The following is a 22,576-nucleotide window of genomic DNA, read 5'->3' as shown; positions in this document are numbered from 1 at the left end:
AACAAAAGCATTAACAAATGTTATATTTTTTTAAAATTATTAAAAAAGATCGTTTCTTTTTTAGTAATGCCTTGTTAAATCTAATACTATTTTTGACGCAGTTGAATTAATTCTTAGGAAATTGTTGTAGTTCGAAAGATTTCTGTTTTCAGGAATAGAATAAAAAGGATACATTTTTTTAAAATAAACTATTTATACTGCCAATCTTTATAATACATAAGAGTTATAGAGATTATTTACGGGTTTTGATTTAAATATTCCTATATTCGATTTTGTAATAAATAAATTACAATCAAAACAGCCTTACTGCTTAATTTATTAGAGTTTCTTAACGTAAAAAATGATTTACTATGACTACAATTAAAAAAATTATAGTATTGTTTTTAATTTCAACGCTTTCGTTTTCACAAAAGATCACTATTAATTACATTGGTGATAGTGAGGATAATATTGTATTAACTTGTCAGTCAATAGAAATGTTAAGGACTCCTATGGTTGTTAATAGCAATAATAGGATTTTAAAAATGAAAATAGATTATCCCACAGTATTGCTGTGCAATCAGGTCTTTCGAAATACGTTAATTTTTGCAGCGCCAAATGAGACCATAGAATTCGATATAAATGAGAAAGGATTAATACGTTATTATTGTAATTTCAATAAATATCGAAAATCAGAATCTGAATTTATAAATGAGTGTTTCGAAAAATATGGAAAAAGTGAAAACATTTCAGATTATAATGGACTCAAGCAAATTCGGCTATTGTCAAATATGCCAAAATATTTTGATCATGAATATCGTAAAGAGCAGGAATTATTAGAAATTAATTATAAAAACGACAAAGTTTCAAAAGAGTTTTATCAATATTTTACTTTAATGTATTGGTGTATGATTAAATACAATGAATTAGAAAACAAAGTTATAAATCCGTCAACTTTTTCAGCAATAGAAAAAAGTTTTAGTGAAGCTGATGAGTTGTTAAAAAGTGAGGAATATAAAGTCCTACTAGATAATTATGTTGTAAAATCAATGAATAAATTAGGTTTGAAAAATGATTTATATACTAAGATGGAATTTGTATCTAAAAACTTTTCAAATCAAAAAATTATAGACTACTTACTGTATTCTAATATTGATAGTGCCTTAAATAATCGAGAAGTACAAATAGTTGTTACTAAAAAAACAGTTGATTTATTTAGAGAAAATTGCAAAAACCAAGCATTTCTAGATGCTATAAACAAAGATTTACAGCCAAAAGCAGCCCCCGTATTTTTGCAAAATATTATAAAAAAGCATTTAGGTAAATTAGTTTTAGTCGATTTTTGGGCATCCTGGTGTATGCCTTGTCGCGAAGAATTTCCGAGTGAAAAAAAGCTGATGCAAAAATACCCAAATGTAGGTTTTGTATTTCTGTCAATTGATAAAAGTAACACCGCTTGGCAAAAAGCAATGGCTGAATACGATGATATTCTTAATATAGAGAATAGTTTTCTACTTGTAAAATCAGATAAAGACGAATTGTTAAAACAAATAAATGTAGGTACTATTCCGCGTTTTGTGTTGTTTGGGAAAAATGGGAAAATCATCAGTGTTGATGCTCCAAGACCATCAAGTCCGGAAATTGAAACATTGATACAGAAACATATGTAGTATAATTAAAAAAATATTCCTGAAAACTTTATATCGCTTTTTTAATATTTGGAAAAGGAAGAAATTGTGATAAGAAAAAAAGAATTTGAATTCAAAATGTACATTACATTTTCAAATAAAAATCCTTTGTCAGTTGAATATATTCTGTTGTGTATTGGTGTCTTGAAGTTTCGATAATCAATTCACCAGGAGTAATGATGGCATTTTCATTTCGGCTAAAAGCCAATAAACTGCGCTTGATTTCGGTAGTTGGAGTTCCTTTTACACGAGTGATTTTCAAAGGATATAATTCGTATGCTGCGGCTAAAGCCAAGAAGTTTTCTTCTTCTTTAAAGGGAATTATGACGGAGAAAACACCGTTTTCAGAAAGTAGTAAAGCGGCCGCTTCGATTAAATCTTCAAAAGGCATTGCATCTGCAAAACGTGCTAAATCGCGTTGTTCATTTTCAGATTTGTAATCGTCAGTATAGAATGGAGGATTGGAAACAATTAAGTCGTATTCGTCTTCTGGTTCTTCTACAAATTCATCCAAACCGGCATGAAAACAAAATAAACGATCACTCCATGGAGAGTTTTCAAAATTATCTACGGATTGTTCGTAGGCTTCTTCGTCGATTTCCAAAGCGTCAATTTGTTCCGCGTTACTTCTTTGCGCAAGCATTAAAGCGATTACGCCTGTTCCAGCTCCAATGTCTAAAATACTAAATGGATTGTTTTCAATGGGTGTCCAAGCACCAAGTAAAACACCATCAGTTCCAATTTTCATGGCGCAACGGTCTTGTTGGATGGAGAATTGCTTGAATGAAAACATGATGATTTCAGATTGAGGATTAACGATTTTTGATTTCAGATTTTAGCAACTGAATACTTTGGTTTTAGAGTAACGATTTTTTCGATTAACCGAATAAACAAATAACCGAATTAACTTTTCTAAAGATACATTTCAATAAGTCCTTCCGGTAGATCCATGATAACTTTTTTGTTTTCCCTGTCAATTTTTACAAGAAAATGGTCAATCATAGGAATAAGAATTTCTACATCGCCGTTTAAGACTTCAAATAATGGCTGAGCAGTAGTGTCATTTATGGATTCAATTTTTCCAACAATGCCAAGGCGTTTATCTTCAACTTCAAAACCAATTACTTCATGGAAGTAGAATTTATTGCCAGTAAGTTTTGGCAACATATTTAAGGGAAGATATAAGTCGTTGCCTATGACAGCATCGGCATCTTCTTCTGTATTCATATCTTCAAAACGAATTCTAAGGAAGTCGTTTTTGTGCAGTGAACTGCTTTCAATAAAAAAAGGAACCAAGTGTTTGTTGCATTCAACAAACACTGATTCCAAGTTTTCGTATAACTCAGGTTCGTCTGTGTCTAAATAGGCAAGAACTTCCCCTTTGAAACTAAATTTTTTAGCGATTTTACCTAAGTAGAAACAATCTTCTTTACGCATCTTCGCCTTCTAAAATTATGCTTCAGTTGTTTCGTTATTTTCTTCTGCAGCTGGAGCTTCTTCAGCTTCAACTTCAGCAACTTCTTCTTCAACAGCTGGAGTTGCAGCAGCGATAGCGTCAGCTTCTGCTTGAGCAGCTGCAGCTAAACGTTTAGCATTAACATCTTGTTCTGCTTTGAAAGCTTTAGCTTTAACATCAGCTTGTGCTTTTGTCAAACCTTCTTTTTTAGCATCAACTTTTCCAGATTTAGCTTCTAACCAAGTAGCTAATTTTGCATCAGCTTGTTCTTGAGTTAAAGCTCCTTTACGGATACCACCATCAAGGTGATGTTTCAATAAAGCTCCTTTGTAAGAAAGAATTGCTTTTGCAGTATCAGTTGGTTGAGCACCATTGTGCAACCATTTTACTGCGCTATCAAGGTTTAACTCGATAGTTGCTGGGTTTGTGTTTGGATTGTAAGTACCGATTTTTTCTAAGTATTTACCATCTCTTTTTGAGCGAGCATCTGCTGCTACAACCCAGTAAAAAGGTTTTCCTTTTTTACCGTGTCTTTGTAATCTAATTTTTACTGACATAATCTTGTGATTAAATTTTGAGGTACTCGACCTCGATTAATTAAGGGTGCAAAGATACATTTTTTATCGATAAATACTAATTCGATTGGTATTTTAATGAACAGTAATGTTTTAGGTATGTCGATGTTTTTATTTTTTAGTGGATTTTTATTTTTTTAAGGTCTAATGTCATACTTTTGTTTCTCTAAAAGATGCATTTTATGAAAAAATATTTTTTGTTTATTGTCGTGCTTTTTTCTTTAATTTCTTGTGAAGAAGATGTTACTTTTAATAATCCTTCGCTTCAAGGCATGAAGGATAATGTGTTTTGGAGAGGAGTACAATCTAAAGCAACATTAGCTGCTGATGGATCTTTGCTTATAGAATCCTTTACTGCAAATGAAACGTTATCCTTAAAAACTACTTCTACCGCGGCCCAAATTTATTTTTTAGGAACCAGTGAGTCCAAAAAAGCGATTTATACAGTCACTGATGCTACAAATGGGTTGGTTACTTTTTCTACAGGCTTTGGAATTGGAGAAGGGCAAATTGTGATAACTCAATATGATGCCGTAAATAAAACGATTACCGGTACTTTTAAGTTTAATGCTAAAAATACAAATAGCAACTCGTTAGCCAATCCGGTTGTGAATTTTCAACATGGGGTTTTTTATAAGGTTCCTATAGTTAGTTCTCTTGTTCAGTAATATAGAGGAGTTGGTTTTCTAAAACTACTAAAGCATTTCCTTTTTTTGAAATTAAAATAAAAACATAAATAAGCTAATATATAGTAGATTAGAAAAAAATTAGAGTACATTTGTTCTATTATTTAAATAAGTACATATGAATATTTTTGTTGGAAGCCTTCCATTCAGTATTGAGGAAGCAGATTTAAGAGAGTCTTTCGAGGCTTACGGAGCAGTTGATTCAGTTAAAATTATTACTGATAAATTTACTGGAAGAAGTAAAGGATTTGGTTTTGTTGAGATGCCAAATGATGACGAAGCTCAAAAAGCAATTGATGAATTGAACGGTGCTACTGTTCAAGGACGTGCAATTGTAGTAAACAAATCTGAGCCTAAACCAGAAGGTGAAAGAAGAAGTTTTAACAATAACAGTCGTGGTGGAGATTCACGCGGTGGTTATGGTGGTGGAAACAGCCGTGGTGGAGATAACCGTGGTGGTGGAAACAGAGGAGGATATTAATATTTTTTTCTAGCTATAAAAAAAGGTGTCAATTTTATTGACACCTTTTTTGTTGTTTATTATTCTGTTTAAAGCTGAGTAAAAGCTAAAATGAGTGTTGTTTTTCAGGTTGTAATCTTAGCTATTACTCAATTTTTAAACAAATAAACTTTAAGAATTTATAGGTTAGCAACCAACCAGTCACCAACTTCACTTGTTTTGTATGCTTTTGAGTCTTTAGAAGCTAAATCCTCTGTTACAATTCCTTGTTCCAATGATCTGTTAACTACAGCTCTGATCGCTTCTGCTTCTTCTTTTAATCCAAAAGCGTCTTCAAACATCATAGCTGCAGATAATACTGTCGCTAATGGATTTGCAATATTTAAACCAGTCGCTTGTGGGTAAGATCCATGAATAGGTTCGTACAACGATGTATGTTCTCCTACTGATGCTGACGGCATTAATCCCATAGAGCCAGAAATTACCGAAGCTTCATCTGTTAAAATATCACCAAATAAGTTTTCTGTAATCAATACGTCATACGAATTCGGCCATTGTACCAAACGCATGGCAACAGCATCAACGAATTCATAACTTACAGTTACTTCAGGATAATCCTTTTCCATGGCTTGTACAGTTTCTCTCCATAAACGAGAAGTTTCCAATACATTGGCTTTGTCCACACAACACAATTTTTTAGAACGTGTCATCGCTAGTTCAAAACCTTTCTTAGCTAAACGTTGTACTTCTGCTCTTGTGTATACGCAATTGTCAAAAGCGGTTTCGCCATCGTCTCTTCTTCCTTTTTCTCCAAAATAAATTCCTCCGGTAAGTTCTCTCAAGAAAACCAAATCAGTTCCTTCGATACGTTCTCTTTTCAACGGAGAATTGTCAATCAAAGATGGGAATGTAAATGTTGGACGCACATTGGCAAACAAGCCTAATTTTTTGCGCATTAACAATAAACCTTGTTCTGGTCTTACAGGAGCACTTGGGTCATTGTCGTATTTTGGGTGTCCAATGGCTCCAAACAAAACAGCATCTGCTTTCATACAAATTTCATGCGTTTCGTCAGGATAAGGAACTCCAACGGCATCAATAGCACAAGCTCCTGTAAGAGCTGGCGTCCAAGTGATTTCATGATTGAATTTTTTTGCAATAGCATCCGAAACTTTTACAGCTTCATTGATTACTTCAGGTCCAATTCCGTCTCCGGCTAAAAGGGCTATGTTAAATTTCATTAGGTCTATTTTATATTAATGTATTTCTATTTATTATTGGGCAGCAACAACATTCAACATTTTTTGGGTTGCTATTATTGCGGCAACTGTTTGGTCTGAATCCAGTCCTCTGGTTTTGAATTCTTTTTCATTATTCGTCCAGGTAATTATGGTTTCGCATAATGCATCAGAACTACTTCCTGGTGGAATTCGTACTGCATAATCAATCAATTTTGGCAATTCTAAATTTTTGCTTTTATATATTTTTGCCAATGCATTCATGAAAGCATCAAATTGTCCGTCACCTTGTGCATGCTCTTCAATTACTTCTCCGTCTATTTTTAAACATAAAGTGGTCGAAGGGCGAAGTCCTTTTGCATGTGACAGTACATATGATTCAACAACAACTTTTTCTTGATAGGTTTGGCTGTCTAAAACATCAGAAATGATATAGGGTAAATCTTCTTTGGTAACGGTCTCTTTTTTATCACCCAATTCAATGATGCGTTGTGTAACTAATTTTAAGTCTTCGGGATTTAATTTTAAACCTAATTCCTGAAGGTTTTTTTCGATATTAGCTTTTCCGGATGTTTTTCCTAAGGCGTATTTTCGTTTTCTTCCAAAACGTTCCGGAAGTAAATCATTAAAATATAAATTGTTTTTATTGTCGCCATCAGCATGAATACCTGCCGTTTGCGTAAATACATTGTCACCAACGATAGGTTTGTTGGCAGGAATTCTATATCCGGTGAAAGTCTCGACTAATTTGCTCACAGAGTATAATGAAGATTCTTTTACACCGATTTCTATTTGCGGTAAAAAGTCATTAATTACGGCAACAGTACTTTCAAGAGGAGCATTTCCAGCACGTTCTCCCATTCCGTTTACGGTTACATGGAGTCCTTGAATGCCCGCTTTTACTGCTTCCATTACATTTGCGATGCTTAAATCGTAGTCGTTGTGTGCGTGAAAATCAAAATGAGTTTCAGGGTATCTTGTTATAATTTTCGAAATAAATTCAAAAGTTTCAGAAGGGATTAAAACGCCTAAAGTGTCTGGTAATAAAACTCTTTTGATGGGTTGTTTGGTCAAAAAATCTAAATATTGAAACACATATTCAGGTGAATTACGCATTCCGTTACTCCAGTCTTCTAAATATACATTGGTCTCAATATTATTTTCTTGAGCTAATGCTATTGTTTGCGCAATTTCGGCAAAATGCTGTTCAGGTGTTTTCTTTAACTGATGTGTTAAATGGTTAAGAGATCCTTTGGTTAGTAAATTCTGGACTTTAGCTCCAGTTTTTTTCATCCAATCTATTGAAAGTCCGCCATCAACAAAGGTTAAAACTTCTATTCTATTAGAATATTCTTTCTCATCAGCCCAAGTCATAATTCCTTTTACGCCCTGAAATTCTCCTTCGCTCACGCGTGCTGAAGCAATTTCGATTCTATCAATATTTAATTCTTCCAGTAATAATTGTGCAATGGTTAGTTTTTCTGCAGCAGAAAATGATACTCCCGAGGTTTGTTCCCCGTCACGGAGTGTCGTATCCATTATTTCAATTTTTCTTTTTTTCATTATAAATTTGATGCTAAAAGTGGTTTTGACTTCAGTGATTTGAAATCTTGCTGTTGCGTTTTATAAAAAGGTAAAAGCAGTTATCTGGCTTAACAATACTATTGAGCGTAAGATAACTGCTTTTTATTGTTTGTTTTTAGTAAGGAAGTGTATTGGCAAACCCAACAATCTCTTCTTTGATGTTTTGTAAATAGTCAATATCATCAAAACCATTCAACATATTATTCTTTTTGTATCCATTGATGTCAAAAGATTCTTTTGCGCCAGTTGCTAACAAAGTAATAGTTTGTTCTTGTAAATTGATTTCCAATTCTGTTTTCGGATCAGCTTCAATAGCGTTGAAGATTGTTTCGGCAAATTCCGGACTCACTTGTACCGGTAAAACACCAATGTTTAAGCAGTTTCCTTTGAAGATATCAGCAAAGAAACTTGAAACTACAGCGCGAAATCCATAATCGTAAACTGCCCAAGCTGCGTGCTCTCTTGAAGAACCCGAACCAAAGTTTTTTCCGCCAACTAATATTTTCCCGCTGTAAGTCGCATCATTCAATACGAAATCTGCTTTTGGAGTGTCATCTCCGTTGTATCTCCAGTCTCTAAAAAGGTTGTCTCCAAAAGCTTCACGTTTGGTAGCTTTCAAGAAACGTGCTGGGATGATTTGATCGGTATCCACATTTTCTATTGGTAGTGGCACTGCACTACTGGTAAGGATATTAAATTTATCGTATGCCATTTGATTTTTGATTTTTGATTAACGATTTCTGATTTTTGATTTACCGTGAGGAAAATGTAATCTTAAGCGCTAACTAATATTATTTTATATTCTATAATTTAAACTGAATGTTGTGTCGATTTTAACGAAATCTGAAATGCTACGCCAATTCGCTGAAGCTCCGGTCAAAAATTGTTAATCTACATTCTGAAATTTTTTAAAATAAATCTCTAGGATCTGTTAGTTTTCCGGTAACTGCTGCTGCAGCGGCCATAATTGGACTTGCCAATAATGTTCTTGAACCGGGACCTTGACGACCTTCGAAGTTTCTGTTGGAAGTACTTACTGCATATTTTCCGGCAGGAACTTTATCATCGTTCATCGCTAAACAAGCCGAACAACCTGGCTGACGTAATACAAAACCAGCTTCAGTAAGAATGTCTAATAATCCTTCTTCTTTAATTTGAGCTTCCACTACGTGAGAACCTGGAACTAACCAAGCGGTAACGTTATCTGCTTTTTTTCTTCCTTTTACAATTTCTGTAAAAGCTCTGAAATCTTCAATTCTACCATTGGTACAACTTCCCAAGAAAACAAAATCAATTGGTTTCCCAATCATTACGTCATTTTCTTCAAAGCCCATGTAGGCTAAAGATTTTTTATATGTTTCGGCGCCACCTTCTACTTGGTTGGCGTTTGGAATATTTTTTGAGATACCAATTCCCATTCCGGGGTTCGTACCATATGTAATCATTGGTTCAATATCTGCAGCATTGATGTTTAATTCTGCATCAAAAATAGCATCAGCATCCGTTTTTAACGTTTTCCAATATTCAACTGCTTTTGTCCAAGCTTCTCCTTTTGGAGCGTATAATCTTCCTTCAAGGAAATCAAATGTTTTTTGGTCAGGAGCAATCATACCACCACGAGCACCCATTTCGATACTCAAGTTACAAACCGTCATACGGCCTTCCATAGACATGTTTTCAAAAACATCTCCTGCATATTCTGCAAAATATCCTGTACCTCCAGAAGTAGTTAATTGAGAAATAATATAAAGTGCAACGTCTTTTGGACCCACACCTTTACTCAACTCACCATTTACGTTGATACGCATTTTCTTTGGTTTCGGTTGCATGATACATTGTGTAGCCATCACCATTTCAACCTCAGAAGTTCCAATACCAAAAGCAATTGCACCAAAAGCACCATGTGTAGAAGTATGGGAATCTCCACAAACAATAGTCGCACCAGGTAAAGTAATTCCGTTTTCAGGACCTACTACGTGTACAATTCCATTTTTTTGGTGACCTAATCCCCAGTGAGAAATACCATATTCAGCTGCGTTATCTTCTAATGCCTTAAGTTGATTGGCAGATAATGCATCTTGAACCGGTAAATGTTGATTTATAGTTGGGGTGTTGTGATCCGCAGTAGCAAAAGTGCGCTCTGGATATAATACTGAAATTCCTCTTTCTTTTAAACCTAAAAAAGCTACAGGACTAGTAACTTCATGGATGAAATGACGGTCAATAAAAAACACGTCTGGTCCATCTTCTATCTTACGCACTACGTGCGAATCCCATACTTTGTCAAATAATGTAGTACTCATTTTAATATGTTTTTAATGTATTTTTTTCTAGCCAAGTTGGCTAAGATGATAACAATGAAAGCAAAACTAAAAAAAGAATCAAGTCTTTATTTTTTAATATTTCATTATATACGATACCCAAAACCATATTAGCGTATTTCTTTGCTGATTTTTATCTTTTAAGCTTCTTTTTAAGTAATGCAGTTTTTTATTTAGATACAATAAAAAATTAATTTTTTGAGGTTTTTGATATTTATTGAATAGTTAGATTACGCTCTTAAAATGCTGTTATATTTGTAAATATTTAATTAAATGGAATAAAAATCGACTTTTTTTTAATTTTAAATTGACTATTTGAATTTTGTTGAAGTTGTTTTTCAACGTGATTTTCTTAGTAAAAGGTATATTTTTTAGCTGTATTTCAGTATTTTTTTTTGATGAAATACTACGACATCCAAAAAATCAATACGTACTCTTTTTATCTTTTTAACAAGATACTATCAAGCTGATTTGTTGAAAGTGATTGTAGTTTTAATAAGAGAATAGTTCTGGAAAATAAATTTGTTTTTTGTTGATAACTTACTTCTATTCTACTCTAAAAAAAACTAAATTTGAAATTCATTTTTTGCGATTTTTTAAAATCACAAACACTTCAACTCCAGATATGTACTTAATATTCGATACCGAAACTACAGGATTACCAAAGCGTTGGGGCGCTCCCATTTCAGATACGGATAACTGGCCGCGTTGTATTCAAATCGCTTGGCAGTTGCACGATGATATGGGAAAACTCATCGAGCATCAAGATTATTTGGTCAAGCCCGAAGGCTTTAATATTCCGTATGATGCGGAACGAATTCACGGTATTTCTACGGAACTGGCAGAAGCCGATGGTATTTCGTTGGCGGAAGTTTTAGAAAAATTCAATATTGCATTAGGTAAAGCCAAATTCATTGTAGGTCAGAATTTAGGTTTTGATATCAATATTATGGGTTGTGAGTTCTATAGAATGGGCGTTGAAAGCCAAATGAGTTCCATGCCAATTTTGGATACCTGTACCGAAGTTACTGCTTCCTTATTGAAATTGCCGGGTGGTCGTGGTGGTAAATTCAAACTGCCTACGTTAACGGAATTACACTCGTATCTTTTTAATAAACCTTTTGGAGAGGCGCACAATGCCACTGCCGATGTGGAGGCAACTACGCGTTGTTTCTTGGAGTTGATTCGTCGTGATGTTTTCACAAAAGAAGAACTCGATGTTCCAGCCAGTTATTTTCAAGACTTTCAAAATAAGAATCCAAGCGAGATTAAACTCATTGGTTTAAAACATATAAATCTCAAGGAAGCTTCGGATAAAATTCGTCAGCAGTTTGGTGAAAAACAAGCGCCTGCGGTTTCAAGACAAGAGCTTTCTGAGAATAAAAAGGTGCTTATAGATACACCTTTCGTGCATTTGCATAATCATACGCAGTTTTCGGTGTTGCAATCTACGATTAGTATTGCGGCATTGGTAAAAGCGGCGGCACAGCAAAAAATGCCTGCGGTTGCCATGACGGATCATGCGAATTTGATGGGGGCTTTTCATTTTGTCCGTGATATTTTATACCATAATAAAGCGGCTGAAGCCAAAAATAAAGCGGCAATCGAAAATGGCGATGAGCCTACCGAAGTCACAATGAAACCAATAGTTGGTTGTGAATTTTTTGTGTGTGAAGACCATAAAAATAAGTCGGTTAAAGACAATGGTTACCAAATAGTGCTTTTGGCGAAGACCAAAAAAGGCTACCATAATTTGGCTAAAATGTCTTCTATCGCGTATACTGAAGGATTTTATTATGTGCCAAGAATAGACCGAAAAGTCATTCAGGAATTCAAAGAAGATATTATTGTTTTGTCTGGTAACCTTTATGGTGAAATCCCAAATAAGATTTTAAACATAGGTGAAAACCAAGCCGAAGAAGCCTTGATTTGGTGGAAAAATGAATTCAAGGAAGATTTTTACATTGAGGTGATGCGTCACAATCAAGAAGATGAAAATCGGGTGAATTCGTCTTTGATTTCATTGGCAAGGAAACACGATGTCAAGATTATTGCGACAAACAATACCTTTTATATAGACAAGGAAAATTCGAATGCACACGATATTTTGCTTTGTGTGCGTGATGGTGAAAAGCAAACTACGCCTATTGGCCGTGGTCGCGGCTATCGTTACGGATTACCAAATCAGGAATATTATTTCAAGTCGGGAGACGAAATGAAACAGCTTTTCGCCAATTTGCCGGAAGCGATTTCGAATATTTCGGAGATTGTGGATAAGATTGAGATTTTCGATTTGGCACGGGAAGTTTTACTTCCAAAATTTGAAATTCCGGTTGAATTTAATAATCCTGAAGATGCAGTTGATGGTGGAGTTCGAGGTGAAAATGCGTATTTGAGGCATCTTACTTTTGAAGGAGCTAATCGACGCTATCCCGTGATTACCGAAGAAATTCAGGAACGATTGGATTTTGAATTATTGACCATTTCCAATTCTGGTTATCCGGGTTATTTCCTGATTGTACAGGATTTAATTGCTGAGGCGAGAAGTATGGGAGTTTCTGTAGGGCCGGGAAGGGGTTCTGCGGCAGGATCGGTAGTGGCGTATTGTTTGAAAATAACCAATATTGACCCGTTGATGTACAACCTGCTTTTTGAGCGTTTCCTGAATCCGGATCGTGTGTCACTACCCGATATTGATATCGATTTTGATGATGAAGGGCGAAGCAGTGTAATGGACTATGTGATTCGGAAATACGGTTCGAAACAGGTGGCGCAGATTATCACCTATGGTAAAATGGCAACAAAATCAGCGATTCGTGATACTGCTCGTGTACTGGATTTACCATTGTTTGAAGCGGATAAAATTGCAAAATTGATTCCGGGAATGATGCCGTCCAAGTGGAATTTAGCGCGCTTTTTGAATGAAGATGAAAATCTGATTAAGAAGGCGGTTCGTCCCGAAGAATATGATAAAATAAAGGAATTAATAGGTCTTGCGAATGAAGGTGATTTGGGTGGAGAAACAATTCAGCAAGCCAAAGTTTTGGAAGGAAATCTGAGAAATACGGGAATTCACGCTTGTGGTGTGATTATTACGCCAAGCGACATTACCAATTTTGTTCCTGTGGCTACCGCCAAAGATTCGGATTTGTATGTGACTCAATTTGATAACTCGGTGGTGGAAAGTGCCGGTTTGTTGAAGATGGACTTCTTGGGTTTGAAAACCCTAACCCTGATAAAAGATACTGTTAAATTAGTAAAATATAGAACAGGAATTGACCTGAATCCCGATGAATTTCCAATTGATGATTTGAAGACGTATGAACTTTTCCAACGTGGAGAAACAGTAGGTATTTTCCAGTATGAGAGTCCGGGAATGCAGAAATACATGAAGGAATTGAAGCCGACAGTATTTCCGGATTTGATTGCCATGAATGCTTTGTATCGTCCAGGACCGATTGCCTATATCCCGAGTTTTATTAAACGAAAAAACGGGGAAGAGCCAATCGAATATGATTTGGATGACTGCGAAGAATTGCTGAAAGATACCTACGGAATTACCGTTTACCAAGAGCAGGTAATGCTTTTGTCCCAGAAACTGGCGGATTTCTCGAAAGGGGATGCCGATGTTTTGCGTAAAGCGATGGGAAAAAAAATGATTGATGTTTTGGCTAAAATGGAACCAAAATTCATTTCGCAAGCGATGGCAAAAGGTCATGCCAAAGACAAGTTAGAGAAGATTTGGAATGACTGGAAAGCTTTTGCTGAATATGCATTTAATAAATCGCACTCGACTTGTTATGCTTGGATTGCGTACCAAACGGCCTATTTGAAAGCGAATTATCCTGCGGAATATATGGCTGCGGTGCTTTCGAATAACATGAATGATATCAAGCAGGTTTCGTTTTTTATGGAAGAATGTAAGCGAATGGGACTGCAAGTTTTAGGACCTGATGTGAATGAGTCGTTTTATAAATTTACCGTAAATGATAATTACGCGGTACGTTTTGGAATGGGAGCGATAAAAGGAGTTGGTTCCGGAGCTGTGGCAACAATTGTTGAAAACAGAAAAGATGGAAAATACAAATCGATTTTTGATTTGACCAAACGTATTGATTTGCGTGCGGCGAATAAAAAAGCATTGGAAAATCTGGCTTTGGCCGGAGGATTTGATTCGTTTTTAGGAACCACGAGAGCGCAATATTTTCATGATGATGGTGATGGAATTACTTTTTATGAAAAAGCGATTCGGTATGGATCGAAGTTTCAGGAGAATGAAAATTCCTCTCAAGTAAGTTTGTTTGGAGATACCAGCGAAGTGCAAATTGCAGAACCTATTGTACCACCTTGCGAGGATTGGAGCACAATGGAAAAACTCGCAAAAGAAAAAGAGGTTGTTGGAATTTACATCTCGGGACATCCGCTGGATGATTACAAATTTGAAATGAAATATTTTTGTAATGCCAAGCTTGAAGCACTTAAAAATATGGAATTGCATGTCAGTAAAAACCTGGCATTTGGGGGGATTATCAATAATGTGCAACACCGAGTAGCGAAAAATGGAAAAGGCTGGGGTATGTTTACTCTGGAGGGTTATGACGAAAGTTATGAGTTTAGAATTTTTGGGGAGGAGTATCTAAAGTTTCGTCATTTCTTTATTGAAAATAATTTTACGTTTATGAAAGTGTTGGTAAAAGAAGGCTGGACTGACCGTGATACTGGTAAAAAAGGGGAGCCAAGATTGCAATTTGTAGAAGTAAAACAATTGCAGGATGTGTTAGAAACCTTTGCTAGAAAATTAGTTGTGCTTTTGAATATTGCAGATTTGGAAGCTGATTTTATTCATAGATTAAGCCATCTTTTTCAGGATAATAAAGGAGATAATACAGTGACTTTTGAAATCATGGAGTTAGAGAAAACAAAAAAACTCGTTGCTGTTGCTCCTGTTGAGATAGAAAATGAAGAAGTAGCTTTTGTCGATGAAAATGAAGATTCTGAAATGGAAACTCTCGAAATTCCGGAAACAAGTACTGAAGAAAAAGTAGAAGAAGTCGAAGAAATAAAAGTGGTGACCAAACTAACCATGGCCAGTAGAAAACTAAAAATCAAGATTTCGAATGAATTGTTAGTGGAACTGGAAAAAATGCAGATTAATTTTAAGTTGAATTAGAGCAGAATGCCTCAGCCCTGATGGAAGCGACATCCTTTCCTTGTTTTTTTTAGACAAGGAAAGATACAGCGTACAGCGGGAAGTAGCTCCTGATTATTGCAATCCTAAATGGGTTGAAATGGAGTGATAAGAATTGACGATATATTAATAGTCAAAACTAATTTATGAATGGCGTTTGATTAGTTTTTAATTTCTAAATTTGTACTCGAGTTTGAGACTTTAAATATTCAAACGATAAACTTAAATAAAAATAAATATGGCATTAGCAATAACAGATGCTACTTTTGAAGAAGTAGTTTTGAAATCAGACAAACCGGTAATGGTGGATTTTTGGGCAGCATGGTGTGGACCTTGTAGAATGGTAGGGCCAATCATTGACGAATTAAGTACTGAATACGATGGTAAAGTAGTCGTAGGTAAAGTAGACGTTGATGCAAACCAAGAATTTGCTGCAAAATACGGAGTGAGAAATATTCCAACAGTATTGGTTTTTCATAACGGAGAAGTAGTAGGGAAACAAGTAGGAGTTGCTCCTAAACAAACTTACGCTGATAGTTTAGACGCTTTGTTGTAATCGGTAGATTATGATTTATATAGAATCTGAAAAGATTCAAAAAAAAGGTTTGGCGAAAGTCAAGCCTTTTTTTGTGGGATTTACCGCGTTTCAATCAGGCATATAAAAACAATGCAGATTGACAGATTAAAAATGATTTTAAAATCAGAGAATCAAAGGTGGTTCTATTTTCTTTTCAATCTTTAAATTTTTAAATCGTTCAATCTTTTAATATATTTGGAATATGAAAATCGAATCGCAAATAGAGAAAATTTCCAGTTTTCAGCATCTTGAATTGCTGGCCAATCAGGTTGTGGAAGGTTTTATTTCAGGAATGCATAAAAGTCCGTTTCATGGATTTTCGGCAGAATTTGCTGAGCATAAAGTCTATAATGTTGGCGAAAGTACTAAGCACATTGATTGGAAATTGTTTGCCAAAACGGATCGTTTATACACCAAACGATTTGAGGAAGAAACTAATTTGCGGTGTCATCTTATTATCGATAATTCCTCTTCAATGCATTATCCGAAACTAAAAGGCGGTCAGCAATTTTTTGAGAATAAGATTGGCTTTTCTGTTTTGGCCTCGGCGGTTTTAATGAATCTTTTAAAGAAGCAACGCGATGCTGTGGGACTAAGTGTGTTTTCGGATACATATGAGTACTATGCTCCTGAAAAAGGCAGTGATCGCCATCATAGAATGATCTTAAATACACTTGAAGGGCTTTTAGAGAAACCTGCGACTAAAAAAAGTACTGATACAATTACATTTTTACATCAAATAGCCGAGAAGATTCACCGTCGTTCGATGATTGTCTTGTTTACGGATATGTTTCAGTCCGGAAATGAGGAAGCGCTGTTTAATGCCTTGCAGCATTTGAAACACAACAAGCATAAAGTGGTCTTGTTTCACGTTGTCGATAACAAAACAGAGTTAAATTTTGACTTTGATAATGCTCCAAGGAAGTTTATTGATGTAGAAACAGGAGAAGAAGTAGCAGTTTTTGCGGATAATGTCAAAGAAGAATACGAAAAACAGACAGAAAGTTACTTTAAGAAACTCGCTTTGACCTGCTCACAAAACCGAATAAAGTACATTCCGGTAAGTGTTGGAGAAAGTTTTGAAAAAATTTTAATGACATACTTGGTTGAAAAACAAAACTTTGGATAATAAGGTTAAAATTTATCAATTATTTTTTCAAAAAACGCTTGTGTAAACGGAAATCTATTGTATCTTTGCCACCGCAATAACGCAGAGGTTTGGTAGTTCAGTTGGTTAGAATACATGCCTGTCACGCATGGGGTCGCGGGTTCGAGTCCCGTCCAGACCGCAATATTGGGGAAAGCCTTTCGTAACAGAAAGGCTTTTTTGCCCCTATAAAGTATCTAAAGTTAGTTGTGTTGTTTGCTACGAATTTGTAACTCGTAGCGGGTTTAGTAGTTAGACCAATGAAAAGCTTTCCACTTTTGTGGATAGCTTTTTTGATTTAAAATGAAGCTGGTTTGGTAGTTCAGTTGGTTAGAATACATGCCTGTCATCTCGTCTTTTGGGACGAGACGGGTTCGATTCAAGAACTGTGTTTAAGAATTAGAATGGTATAGATTAAAATACTGGTTTGGTAGTTCAGTTGGTTAGAATACATGCCTGTCATCTCGTCTTTAGGACGAGACGGGTTCGATTCAAGAACTGTGTTTAAGAATTAGAATGTTATAGATTAAAATACTGGTTTGGTAGTTCAGTTGGTTAGAATACATGCCTGTCACGCATGGGGTCGCGGGTTCGAGTCCCGTCCAGACCGCCAGTAATAAAAAAGCTTTTCGTAATAGAAAAGCTTTTTTTGTTTTTGTAAAATTCAAATAGCAATCGATATGTATTTTGTTTACATCATAAAAAATCATCAAGGATTATTTTACAAAGGATTTACACAAGATCTTGGTAAGCGTATTTTAGAACACAATAATGATTTAAGCCGATACACTTCTGGAAAAAGTCCGTGGGTTTTGGTTTATTTCAAAGAATTTGAAACAAAAACAGAAGCATTAAAAGAAGAATTGCGATTGAAAAAGCTTAATGTTGCTTCGATAGAAAGATTATTAACGAGTTTTCAAGTTGAATAGAACGCATGCCTGTCATCTCGTCTTTTGGGACGAGACGGGTTCGAGTCCTCTCGTTCTAAAAACGAGACCAGTAACAAAAAGCTTTTCGTAATAGAAAAGCTTTTTTTGTTTTTGTAAAATTCAAATAGCAATCGATATGTGTTTTGTTTACATCATAAAAAATCATCAAGGATTATTTTACAAAGGATTTACACAAGATCTTGGTAAGCGTATTTTTGAACACAATAATGATTTAAGCCGATACACTTCTGGAAAAAGTCCATGGGTTTTGGTGTATTTCAAAGAATTTGAAACTAAAACAGAAGTATTAAAAGAAGAATTACGATTGAAAAAGCTTAATGTTGCTTCGATAGAAAGATTATTAACGAGTTTTCAAGTTGAATAGAACGCATGCCTGTCATCTCGTCTTTTGGGACGAGACGGGTTCGAGTCCTCTCGTTCTAAAAACGAGACCAGTAATAAGAAGCTTTTCATAACTGAAAAGCTTTTTCTTTTAAAAAGAATTCTTAAAACTAATGGTACATTAGAACAATTCCGATTTATAGTGCCAAACAGTCCATACAAACAATCCTAAATACATTACGCAAACCACAAATTTCATAAAGCTGGAAGCCAGAAAACCTATAAAGGAACCTGCGGCTGCTTTCAAAGCCCGATTGTGGTCTTTAAAATCATAAATAAGTTCTCCTATTAGCGCGCCAACAAAAGGACCGATAATGAACCCAAAAGGGATAGGAGCAAGGATTCCAATAATCAGACCGAGGTTAGTTCCCCAGACGCCATAAGAGCTTCCGCCAAATCTCTTGGTTCCTTTAGCCGGAATCACGTAATCTAAAACCGATATGATAACAGTGACTAACAATGCAATTCCTAAAATCCAATAATTTGCCGGAACAGCATTCGTAAAATAAAGTAATGCCAACCCAACCCAACTGATGCTGGGTCCGGGTAAAACGGGTAAAAAACTACCAAAAATGCCCAAAATAACACACATGAAACCAAGAACCAAAAGCAGTACATCCATAAATTTATTTTTAGTAATTTTGAAAACACAAAAGCAACACCTAACCAGCTTATGAAAGATATTAAATTAATAGTTTCATTTTCGATTATCTTCTTTTTTACTTTTTCTTTTTGTGCCGTAAATGCTCAGGAAAAAATTGTAAAAAGCAACGATATGATTTTAAAGGAGGCTATTTACAACGAGAATAGAGTAAAAGTATTAAATTTTTCGATGAAAGAGTTTGACAGACTTTTTTTTGAGTTTTCCGATAAAAAATCAAATCCAAATTTAGTATTGACAAAAGAGGAATTTTATAAATATACGATTCAGATTGCTATTTTTTCAGATAGATTGGCAGCTTTGTATCCGGATCAAAAAGAAGTCGCCGCCGAAAACAAAAAGAAATGGTTTGCTGAAAACTATGAAGATTATTTGCTTTCGAAAGCCTCTCCAAAAAAATAATTGTATTTTTATAGAATATTAGTCCAATTCAAAAACAAAACCTTGAAGCAGTATTACCTCTTTTTAGTATTTATATTTTTTAATTCCTGTCAATACTTTGACAAGCAAATTCCATCGGAAAAGGAATTGTTGCAAAAGGAACTGAAATCAATCAACTGGAAAGAAGTCGATGAATACCCATCGGTAGTGGATTGCGAAAAAATAGAAGATAAAAAACAGCGTCAACAGTGTTTTTTTGAAGTTTTAACGTTGCTGATTCAAGAGAAATTGAGCGTTGACACCCTCTCGATTCTCTATCCTGAACTGGATACGATTGAAGTAAAGGTTACTGTTTTTCCAAATGCGACCATCCAATTCGAGCCTCAATTTCCAAAAGATTCGGTTGCCTACGACAAAATCAAAATTGACAGTATTCTTAAAGCACGTTTGGTTGATTTCCCAAAAATTAACCCCGCCATAAAACGCGGAATTCCCGTAAAAACCCAATTTATACTTCCGGTTATTCTAAAAGTAGAGTAGTTTTTCTGGAGCTGCTTCCAGCTGTTCACTGTATCTTTTTCTTTTTTAAAGGAAAAAAGAAAAAGGATGCCGTTTCCATCTGGGCTAGGGCATTAGTGTAAGTTAAAATTTTCTGCCTTTCCATTCATATTTTCCAAACAAAGAATACAAAGCTACGCTCACACTAAAAAAAGGATAGAATAAACTGCCCAAAATCAAATACTGTATTTTGGTTTTGGTTAAAAATTCATTGGATTTGTAAATCAAAACGGTATCAACTGAAAACTTCAAAGTAAATAATAAAAAGACATTCTGAAAAGCAGTTAAACCGAAGACCCAAAAACCAAGAACGAAAAGCCAACTCAGATTTCCCGCAAATACTAATAGTCCCAATCCTTTTCCGAAAGTACTTTGATACGAACTTGTTTTGGATGCCCAACGAACGCGTTGGTAAAACAACGATTTCAAGTCATTCAGAGGTTTAGTAGTGACAATCGTATTTTGAGATTTTAGATAATGCACTTTTTCAGGGGATTTGGCAATCGCTTTTTGCAGCAGGAAAACATCATCGCCACTGGCAATTGCATCGTTTCCATTGAAACCATTCAGTTCTTGAAAAAAGGATTTGGTATACGCAAAGTTGGCGCCATTGCACATAAATCCTTTATCAATGCCAAAACTACCAATGGTTGCGCCTTGTAAACTCGCCAAATCCAATTGCTGGAAATGATGCAAAAACGAATTACCACAATTATACGTTACCGCTCCGGTAATCATAGCAACATCATGAAGCTGAATGTAATTATCCAATGTCAATAACCAGTTTTCATTGACTACACAATCGGCATCGGTGGTGATAATCCAGTCTGTATTTACAATTTGCATTGCGGTTACAATCGCATCTTTTTTGGGCGAATTCGTAACTCTGACGTTATTTATAACCGAAACTTTAAATTTTAAGCTTGGAATTTTAAACGCTTCTTCAGAAAAATCATCGACCAAAATCACTTCGAACAATTCCATCGGATAATTCAATTTCGACAAACTCTCCAATAGAATGGGTAAATTTTCGGCTTCATTCCGGAAAGGAACAATAATCGAGAATTTTGTTTTTGGCGTTAAGCCAATATAATCTATAGCATTTACTTTGGTGAAACCATAAATCAAGAAGGCAATCGCAACGCAATAGAGGACTATAACGAAGTACAAAACAAAAATCATATTGGATTTTTAGTTTTAAAATTCAAAACATAATAACTGCCAATTATTACCGGCAGAACTACATTCAGAAACCACATAAGTGTGGTTATAAAAATTACTATCCATTCGTTTACGCCAAGAATTCCGAAGAAATATACAGCCACACTTCCTTTTACTGCAAAGTCCAAAAACTGAAATGTAGGCAAAGAGGAAGCTAGGAAATAAACGCTTGTAATCGTGGCAATGGCTATTAAATAAGGTAAGTCAACATCAAAAGCCAGGAACAAAAAGTAATATTGGTGCGAAAAAACCAGAAAACGACAAATGCCTAAAAAGATATTTTTTTGATGAATAGGTTTTGGGATTTCGTTAATCTTATGAATCAGTTTTTCGATAGAATAGCCCTTAATGTTTATTTTTTTCAAAGAAAACAAGATTCCAAATGCCAAAAAACAAATGCCAAACAGAATCATAACGGTTTTCGTAGTAATTACATTGTATTGTGCATTGAAATACAACAACCCGAAAATTCCAAAAATAACAGTCAATATCATTTGGATTCCGTTGCAAATCAGATTCAAGAAAATCACTTTTTTAGTGTTTGATTTATCAAAAAACAATGCTTTTCCGGCATATTCGCCCACGCCATTTGGCGTAAAAAGTCCCGCGGTTAATGCACCAAGAACTTGTTTTGTTGCTTCGCCCAAAGATATTTTATGGATAAACTCGACTAAGTTTTGCCATTTCAATATTTCAAAAAACCGATTCAAAACACTCAATAACAAAATAAACGCGATTCCGCCAATGGATTGGTTTTTCTGGAATAAAACAATGAATTTTTGCCAATCCAGTTTGTCGTTATTGGCCAATTGATTGTAAATAAAATAAAACGCGCCACCCACAATCAAAAGTTTGATTAGAAGTACGAGGAATTGCTTAGTTTTGTGTGGAATTGTAATCATTACTGCAAAATAACAAATTAAAATTGGCAAACGAACGCATCATATTAGGAATTGACCCGGGAACTACGATTATGGGTTTTGGATTGATAAAAATTGTCAATAAAAAAATGGAGTTTTTGCAATTGAATGAACTGCAATTGTCCAAATACGACAATCATTATCAAAAGCTGAAAATCATTTTTGAACGCACGATTGAGTTGATTGATACACACAATCCAGATGAAATTGCAATTGAAGCGCCTTTCTTTGGTAAAAACGTACAATCGATGCTAAAGTTGGGACGTGCGCAAGGTGTAGCAATGGCAGCGGGACTTTCAAGAGATATTCCTATAACTGAATATGAGCCTAAGAAAATAAAAATGGCGATTACCGGAAACGGAAACGCCAGTAAAGAGCAAGTTGCCAAAATGCTTCAACAACTTTTAGGACTGAAAGAATTGCCTAAAAATCTTGACAGTACCGATGGATTGGCAGCTGCAGTTTGTCATTTTTTCAATTCCGGAAAAGTGGTTGGCGCTAAAAGCTATACGGGTTGGGATGCTTTTGTAAAACAAAACGAAGAACGAGTTAAAAAATAGTAGTCGGTTATCAGTATTCAGTTTGTAGAACTGACCGCTCATCAC

Annotated in this window: 21 protein-coding genes and 2 tRNA genes; 13 read left to right on the top strand and 10 right to left on the bottom strand. The window is 35.2% G+C overall.

Annotated features, from left to right (window positions below; all coding sequences use genetic code 11):
* Window positions 1-350 precede the first annotated feature (350 nt).
* Window positions 351-1,649: a TlpA family protein disulfide reductase gene (locus Q1W72_RS07390; protein ID WP_099713727.1), complete on the top strand. Its 1,299-nt coding sequence runs from the start codon at window positions 351-353 to the stop codon at window positions 1,647-1,649.
* A gap of 103 nt (window positions 1,650-1,752) precedes the next feature.
* Here Q1W72_RS07390 and Q1W72_RS07385 read toward each other — a convergent pair whose 3' ends face one another.
* From Q1W72_RS07385 to Q1W72_RS07375, 3 genes are all read right to left on the bottom strand, one after another.
* The gene (locus tag Q1W72_RS07385) at window positions 1,753-2,460 is read right to left on the bottom strand and encodes a tRNA1(Val) (adenine(37)-N6)-methyltransferase (protein ID WP_099713726.1); all 708 of its coding nucleotides are present in this window, start codon (window positions 2,458-2,460) and stop codon (window positions 1,753-1,755) included.
* A 119-nt stretch (window positions 2,461-2,579) separates the two neighbouring features.
* Complete coding sequence (gene rimM, locus Q1W72_RS07380; RefSeq protein ID WP_099713725.1) at window positions 2,580-3,104, bottom strand: ribosome maturation factor RimM; 525 nt, start codon at window positions 3,102-3,104, stop codon at window positions 2,580-2,582.
* 15 nt (window positions 3,105-3,119) lie between these two features.
* A complete protein-coding gene (locus Q1W72_RS07375) occupies window positions 3,120-3,680 on the bottom strand; it encodes a 30S ribosomal protein S16 (protein ID WP_099713724.1) in 561 nt (186 codons plus the stop codon).
* A gap of 200 nt (window positions 3,681-3,880) precedes the next feature.
* On the opposite strand from Q1W72_RS07375, the gene Q1W72_RS07370 reads away from it, so the two are divergent.
* A complete protein-coding gene (locus Q1W72_RS07370) occupies window positions 3,881-4,366 on the top strand; it encodes a DUF6252 family protein (protein WP_099713723.1) in 486 nt (161 codons plus the stop codon).
* A gap of 136 nt (window positions 4,367-4,502) precedes the next feature.
* Window positions 4,503-4,865, top strand: coding sequence for an RNA-binding protein (locus tag Q1W72_RS07365; protein ID WP_099713722.1), 363 nt, complete (start codon window positions 4,503-4,505; stop codon window positions 4,863-4,865).
* A gap of 158 nt (window positions 4,866-5,023) precedes the next feature.
* Here Q1W72_RS07365 and leuB read toward each other — a convergent pair whose 3' ends face one another.
* The 4 genes from leuB to leuC all read right to left on the bottom strand — a co-directional run bounded on the left by leuB (window position 5,024) and on the right by leuC (window position 9,969).
* Entirely contained in the window at window positions 5,024-6,085 is a 1,062-nt protein-coding gene (leuB, locus tag Q1W72_RS07360) for a 3-isopropylmalate dehydrogenase (protein WP_099713721.1), read from the bottom strand.
* 33 nt (window positions 6,086-6,118) lie between these two features.
* The gene (locus Q1W72_RS07355) at window positions 6,119-7,645 is read right to left on the bottom strand and encodes an alpha-isopropylmalate synthase regulatory domain-containing protein (RefSeq protein ID WP_099713720.1); all 1,527 of its coding nucleotides are present in this window, start codon (window positions 7,643-7,645) and stop codon (window positions 6,119-6,121) included.
* 136 nt (window positions 7,646-7,781) lie between these two features.
* Window positions 7,782-8,378: a 3-isopropylmalate dehydratase small subunit gene (gene leuD, locus Q1W72_RS07350; RefSeq protein ID WP_099713719.1), complete on the bottom strand. Its 597-nt coding sequence runs from the start codon at window positions 8,376-8,378 to the stop codon at window positions 7,782-7,784.
* A 196-nt stretch (window positions 8,379-8,574) separates the two neighbouring features.
* Window positions 8,575-9,969: a 3-isopropylmalate dehydratase large subunit gene (gene leuC, locus Q1W72_RS07345; RefSeq protein ID WP_099713718.1), complete on the bottom strand. Its 1,395-nt coding sequence runs from the start codon at window positions 9,967-9,969 to the stop codon at window positions 8,575-8,577.
* A 643-nt stretch (window positions 9,970-10,612) separates the two neighbouring features.
* Between leuC and dnaE the strand changes: the two genes are divergently transcribed.
* The 7 genes from dnaE (at window position 10,613) to Q1W72_RS07310 (ending at window position 18,213) form a co-directional block, all read left to right on the top strand.
* Window positions 10,613-15,157 carry a DNA polymerase III subunit alpha gene (gene dnaE / locus Q1W72_RS07340; protein ID WP_302137779.1) on the top strand — a complete coding sequence of 1,515 codons (4,545 nt, stop codon included), beginning with the start codon at window positions 10,613-10,615 and terminating at the stop codon, window positions 15,155-15,157.
* A 256-nt stretch (window positions 15,158-15,413) separates the two neighbouring features.
* A complete protein-coding gene (gene trxA, locus Q1W72_RS07335) occupies window positions 15,414-15,731 on the top strand; it encodes a thioredoxin (RefSeq protein WP_026708908.1) in 318 nt (105 codons plus the stop codon).
* 223 nt (window positions 15,732-15,954) lie between these two features.
* Window positions 15,955-16,881 carry a DUF58 domain-containing protein gene (locus Q1W72_RS07330; RefSeq protein WP_099713716.1) on the top strand — a complete coding sequence of 309 codons (927 nt, stop codon included), beginning with the start codon at window positions 15,955-15,957 and terminating at the stop codon, window positions 16,879-16,881.
* A gap of 86 nt (window positions 16,882-16,967) precedes the next feature.
* A tRNA-Asp gene (locus tag Q1W72_RS07325) sits at window positions 16,968-17,041 on the top strand.
* A 394-nt stretch (window positions 17,042-17,435) separates the two neighbouring features.
* Window positions 17,436-17,512, top strand: a tRNA-Asp gene (locus Q1W72_RS07320).
* 67 nt (window positions 17,513-17,579) lie between these two features.
* The gene (locus Q1W72_RS07315) at window positions 17,580-17,828 is read left to right on the top strand and encodes a GIY-YIG nuclease family protein (protein WP_099713715.1); all 249 of its coding nucleotides are present in this window, start codon (window positions 17,580-17,582) and stop codon (window positions 17,826-17,828) included.
* A gap of 136 nt (window positions 17,829-17,964) precedes the next feature.
* Window positions 17,965-18,213 carry a GIY-YIG nuclease family protein gene (locus tag Q1W72_RS07310; RefSeq protein ID WP_099713714.1) on the top strand — a complete coding sequence of 83 codons (249 nt, stop codon included), beginning with the start codon at window positions 17,965-17,967 and terminating at the stop codon, window positions 18,211-18,213.
* A gap of 138 nt (window positions 18,214-18,351) precedes the next feature.
* Here Q1W72_RS07310 and Q1W72_RS07305 read toward each other — a convergent pair whose 3' ends face one another.
* Window positions 18,352-18,852 (bottom strand): DUF456 domain-containing protein, encoded by a 501-nt coding sequence (locus Q1W72_RS07305; RefSeq protein ID WP_099713713.1) that lies wholly within the window; start codon window positions 18,850-18,852, stop codon window positions 18,352-18,354.
* Window positions 18,853-18,903: 51 nt separating this feature from the next.
* Here Q1W72_RS07305 and Q1W72_RS07300 point away from each other — a divergent pair, with 51 nt between their 5' ends.
* Window positions 18,904-19,293 carry a hypothetical protein gene (locus Q1W72_RS07300; protein ID WP_099713712.1) on the top strand — a complete coding sequence of 130 codons (390 nt, stop codon included), beginning with the start codon at window positions 18,904-18,906 and terminating at the stop codon, window positions 19,291-19,293.
* Window positions 19,294-19,335: 42 nt separating this feature from the next.
* Entirely contained in the window at window positions 19,336-19,812 is a 477-nt protein-coding gene (locus tag Q1W72_RS07295; RefSeq protein WP_099716206.1) for a hypothetical protein, read from the top strand.
* Window positions 19,813-19,914: 102 nt separating this feature from the next.
* On the opposite strand, the gene Q1W72_RS07290 is transcribed toward Q1W72_RS07295, so the two are convergent.
* Complete coding sequence (locus tag Q1W72_RS07290; RefSeq protein ID WP_099713711.1) at window positions 19,915-21,012, bottom strand: glycosyltransferase; 1,098 nt, start codon at window positions 21,010-21,012, stop codon at window positions 19,915-19,917.
* Window positions 21,009-21,953 (bottom strand): hypothetical protein, encoded by a 945-nt coding sequence (locus Q1W72_RS07285; RefSeq protein ID WP_099713710.1) that lies wholly within the window; start codon window positions 21,951-21,953, stop codon window positions 21,009-21,011. The genes Q1W72_RS07290 and Q1W72_RS07285 overlap by 4 nt, the downstream gene beginning before the upstream one ends.
* A gap of 23 nt (window positions 21,954-21,976) precedes the next feature.
* On the opposite strand from Q1W72_RS07285, the gene ruvC reads away from it, so the two are divergent.
* A complete protein-coding gene (ruvC, locus tag Q1W72_RS07280; RefSeq protein WP_091172893.1) occupies window positions 21,977-22,531 on the top strand; it encodes a crossover junction endodeoxyribonuclease RuvC in 555 nt (184 codons plus the stop codon).
* Window positions 22,532-22,576 lie beyond the last annotated feature (45 nt).

This window comes from Flavobacterium sp. ZE23DGlu08 (genome assembly GCF_030505335.1).
Lineage (GTDB): Bacteria > Bacteroidota > Bacteroidia > Flavobacteriales > Flavobacteriaceae > Flavobacterium > Flavobacterium algoritolerans.
The sequence above is the reverse complement of the archived record's forward strand: the minus strand, read 5'-3'. Positions and strand labels throughout refer to the sequence as shown.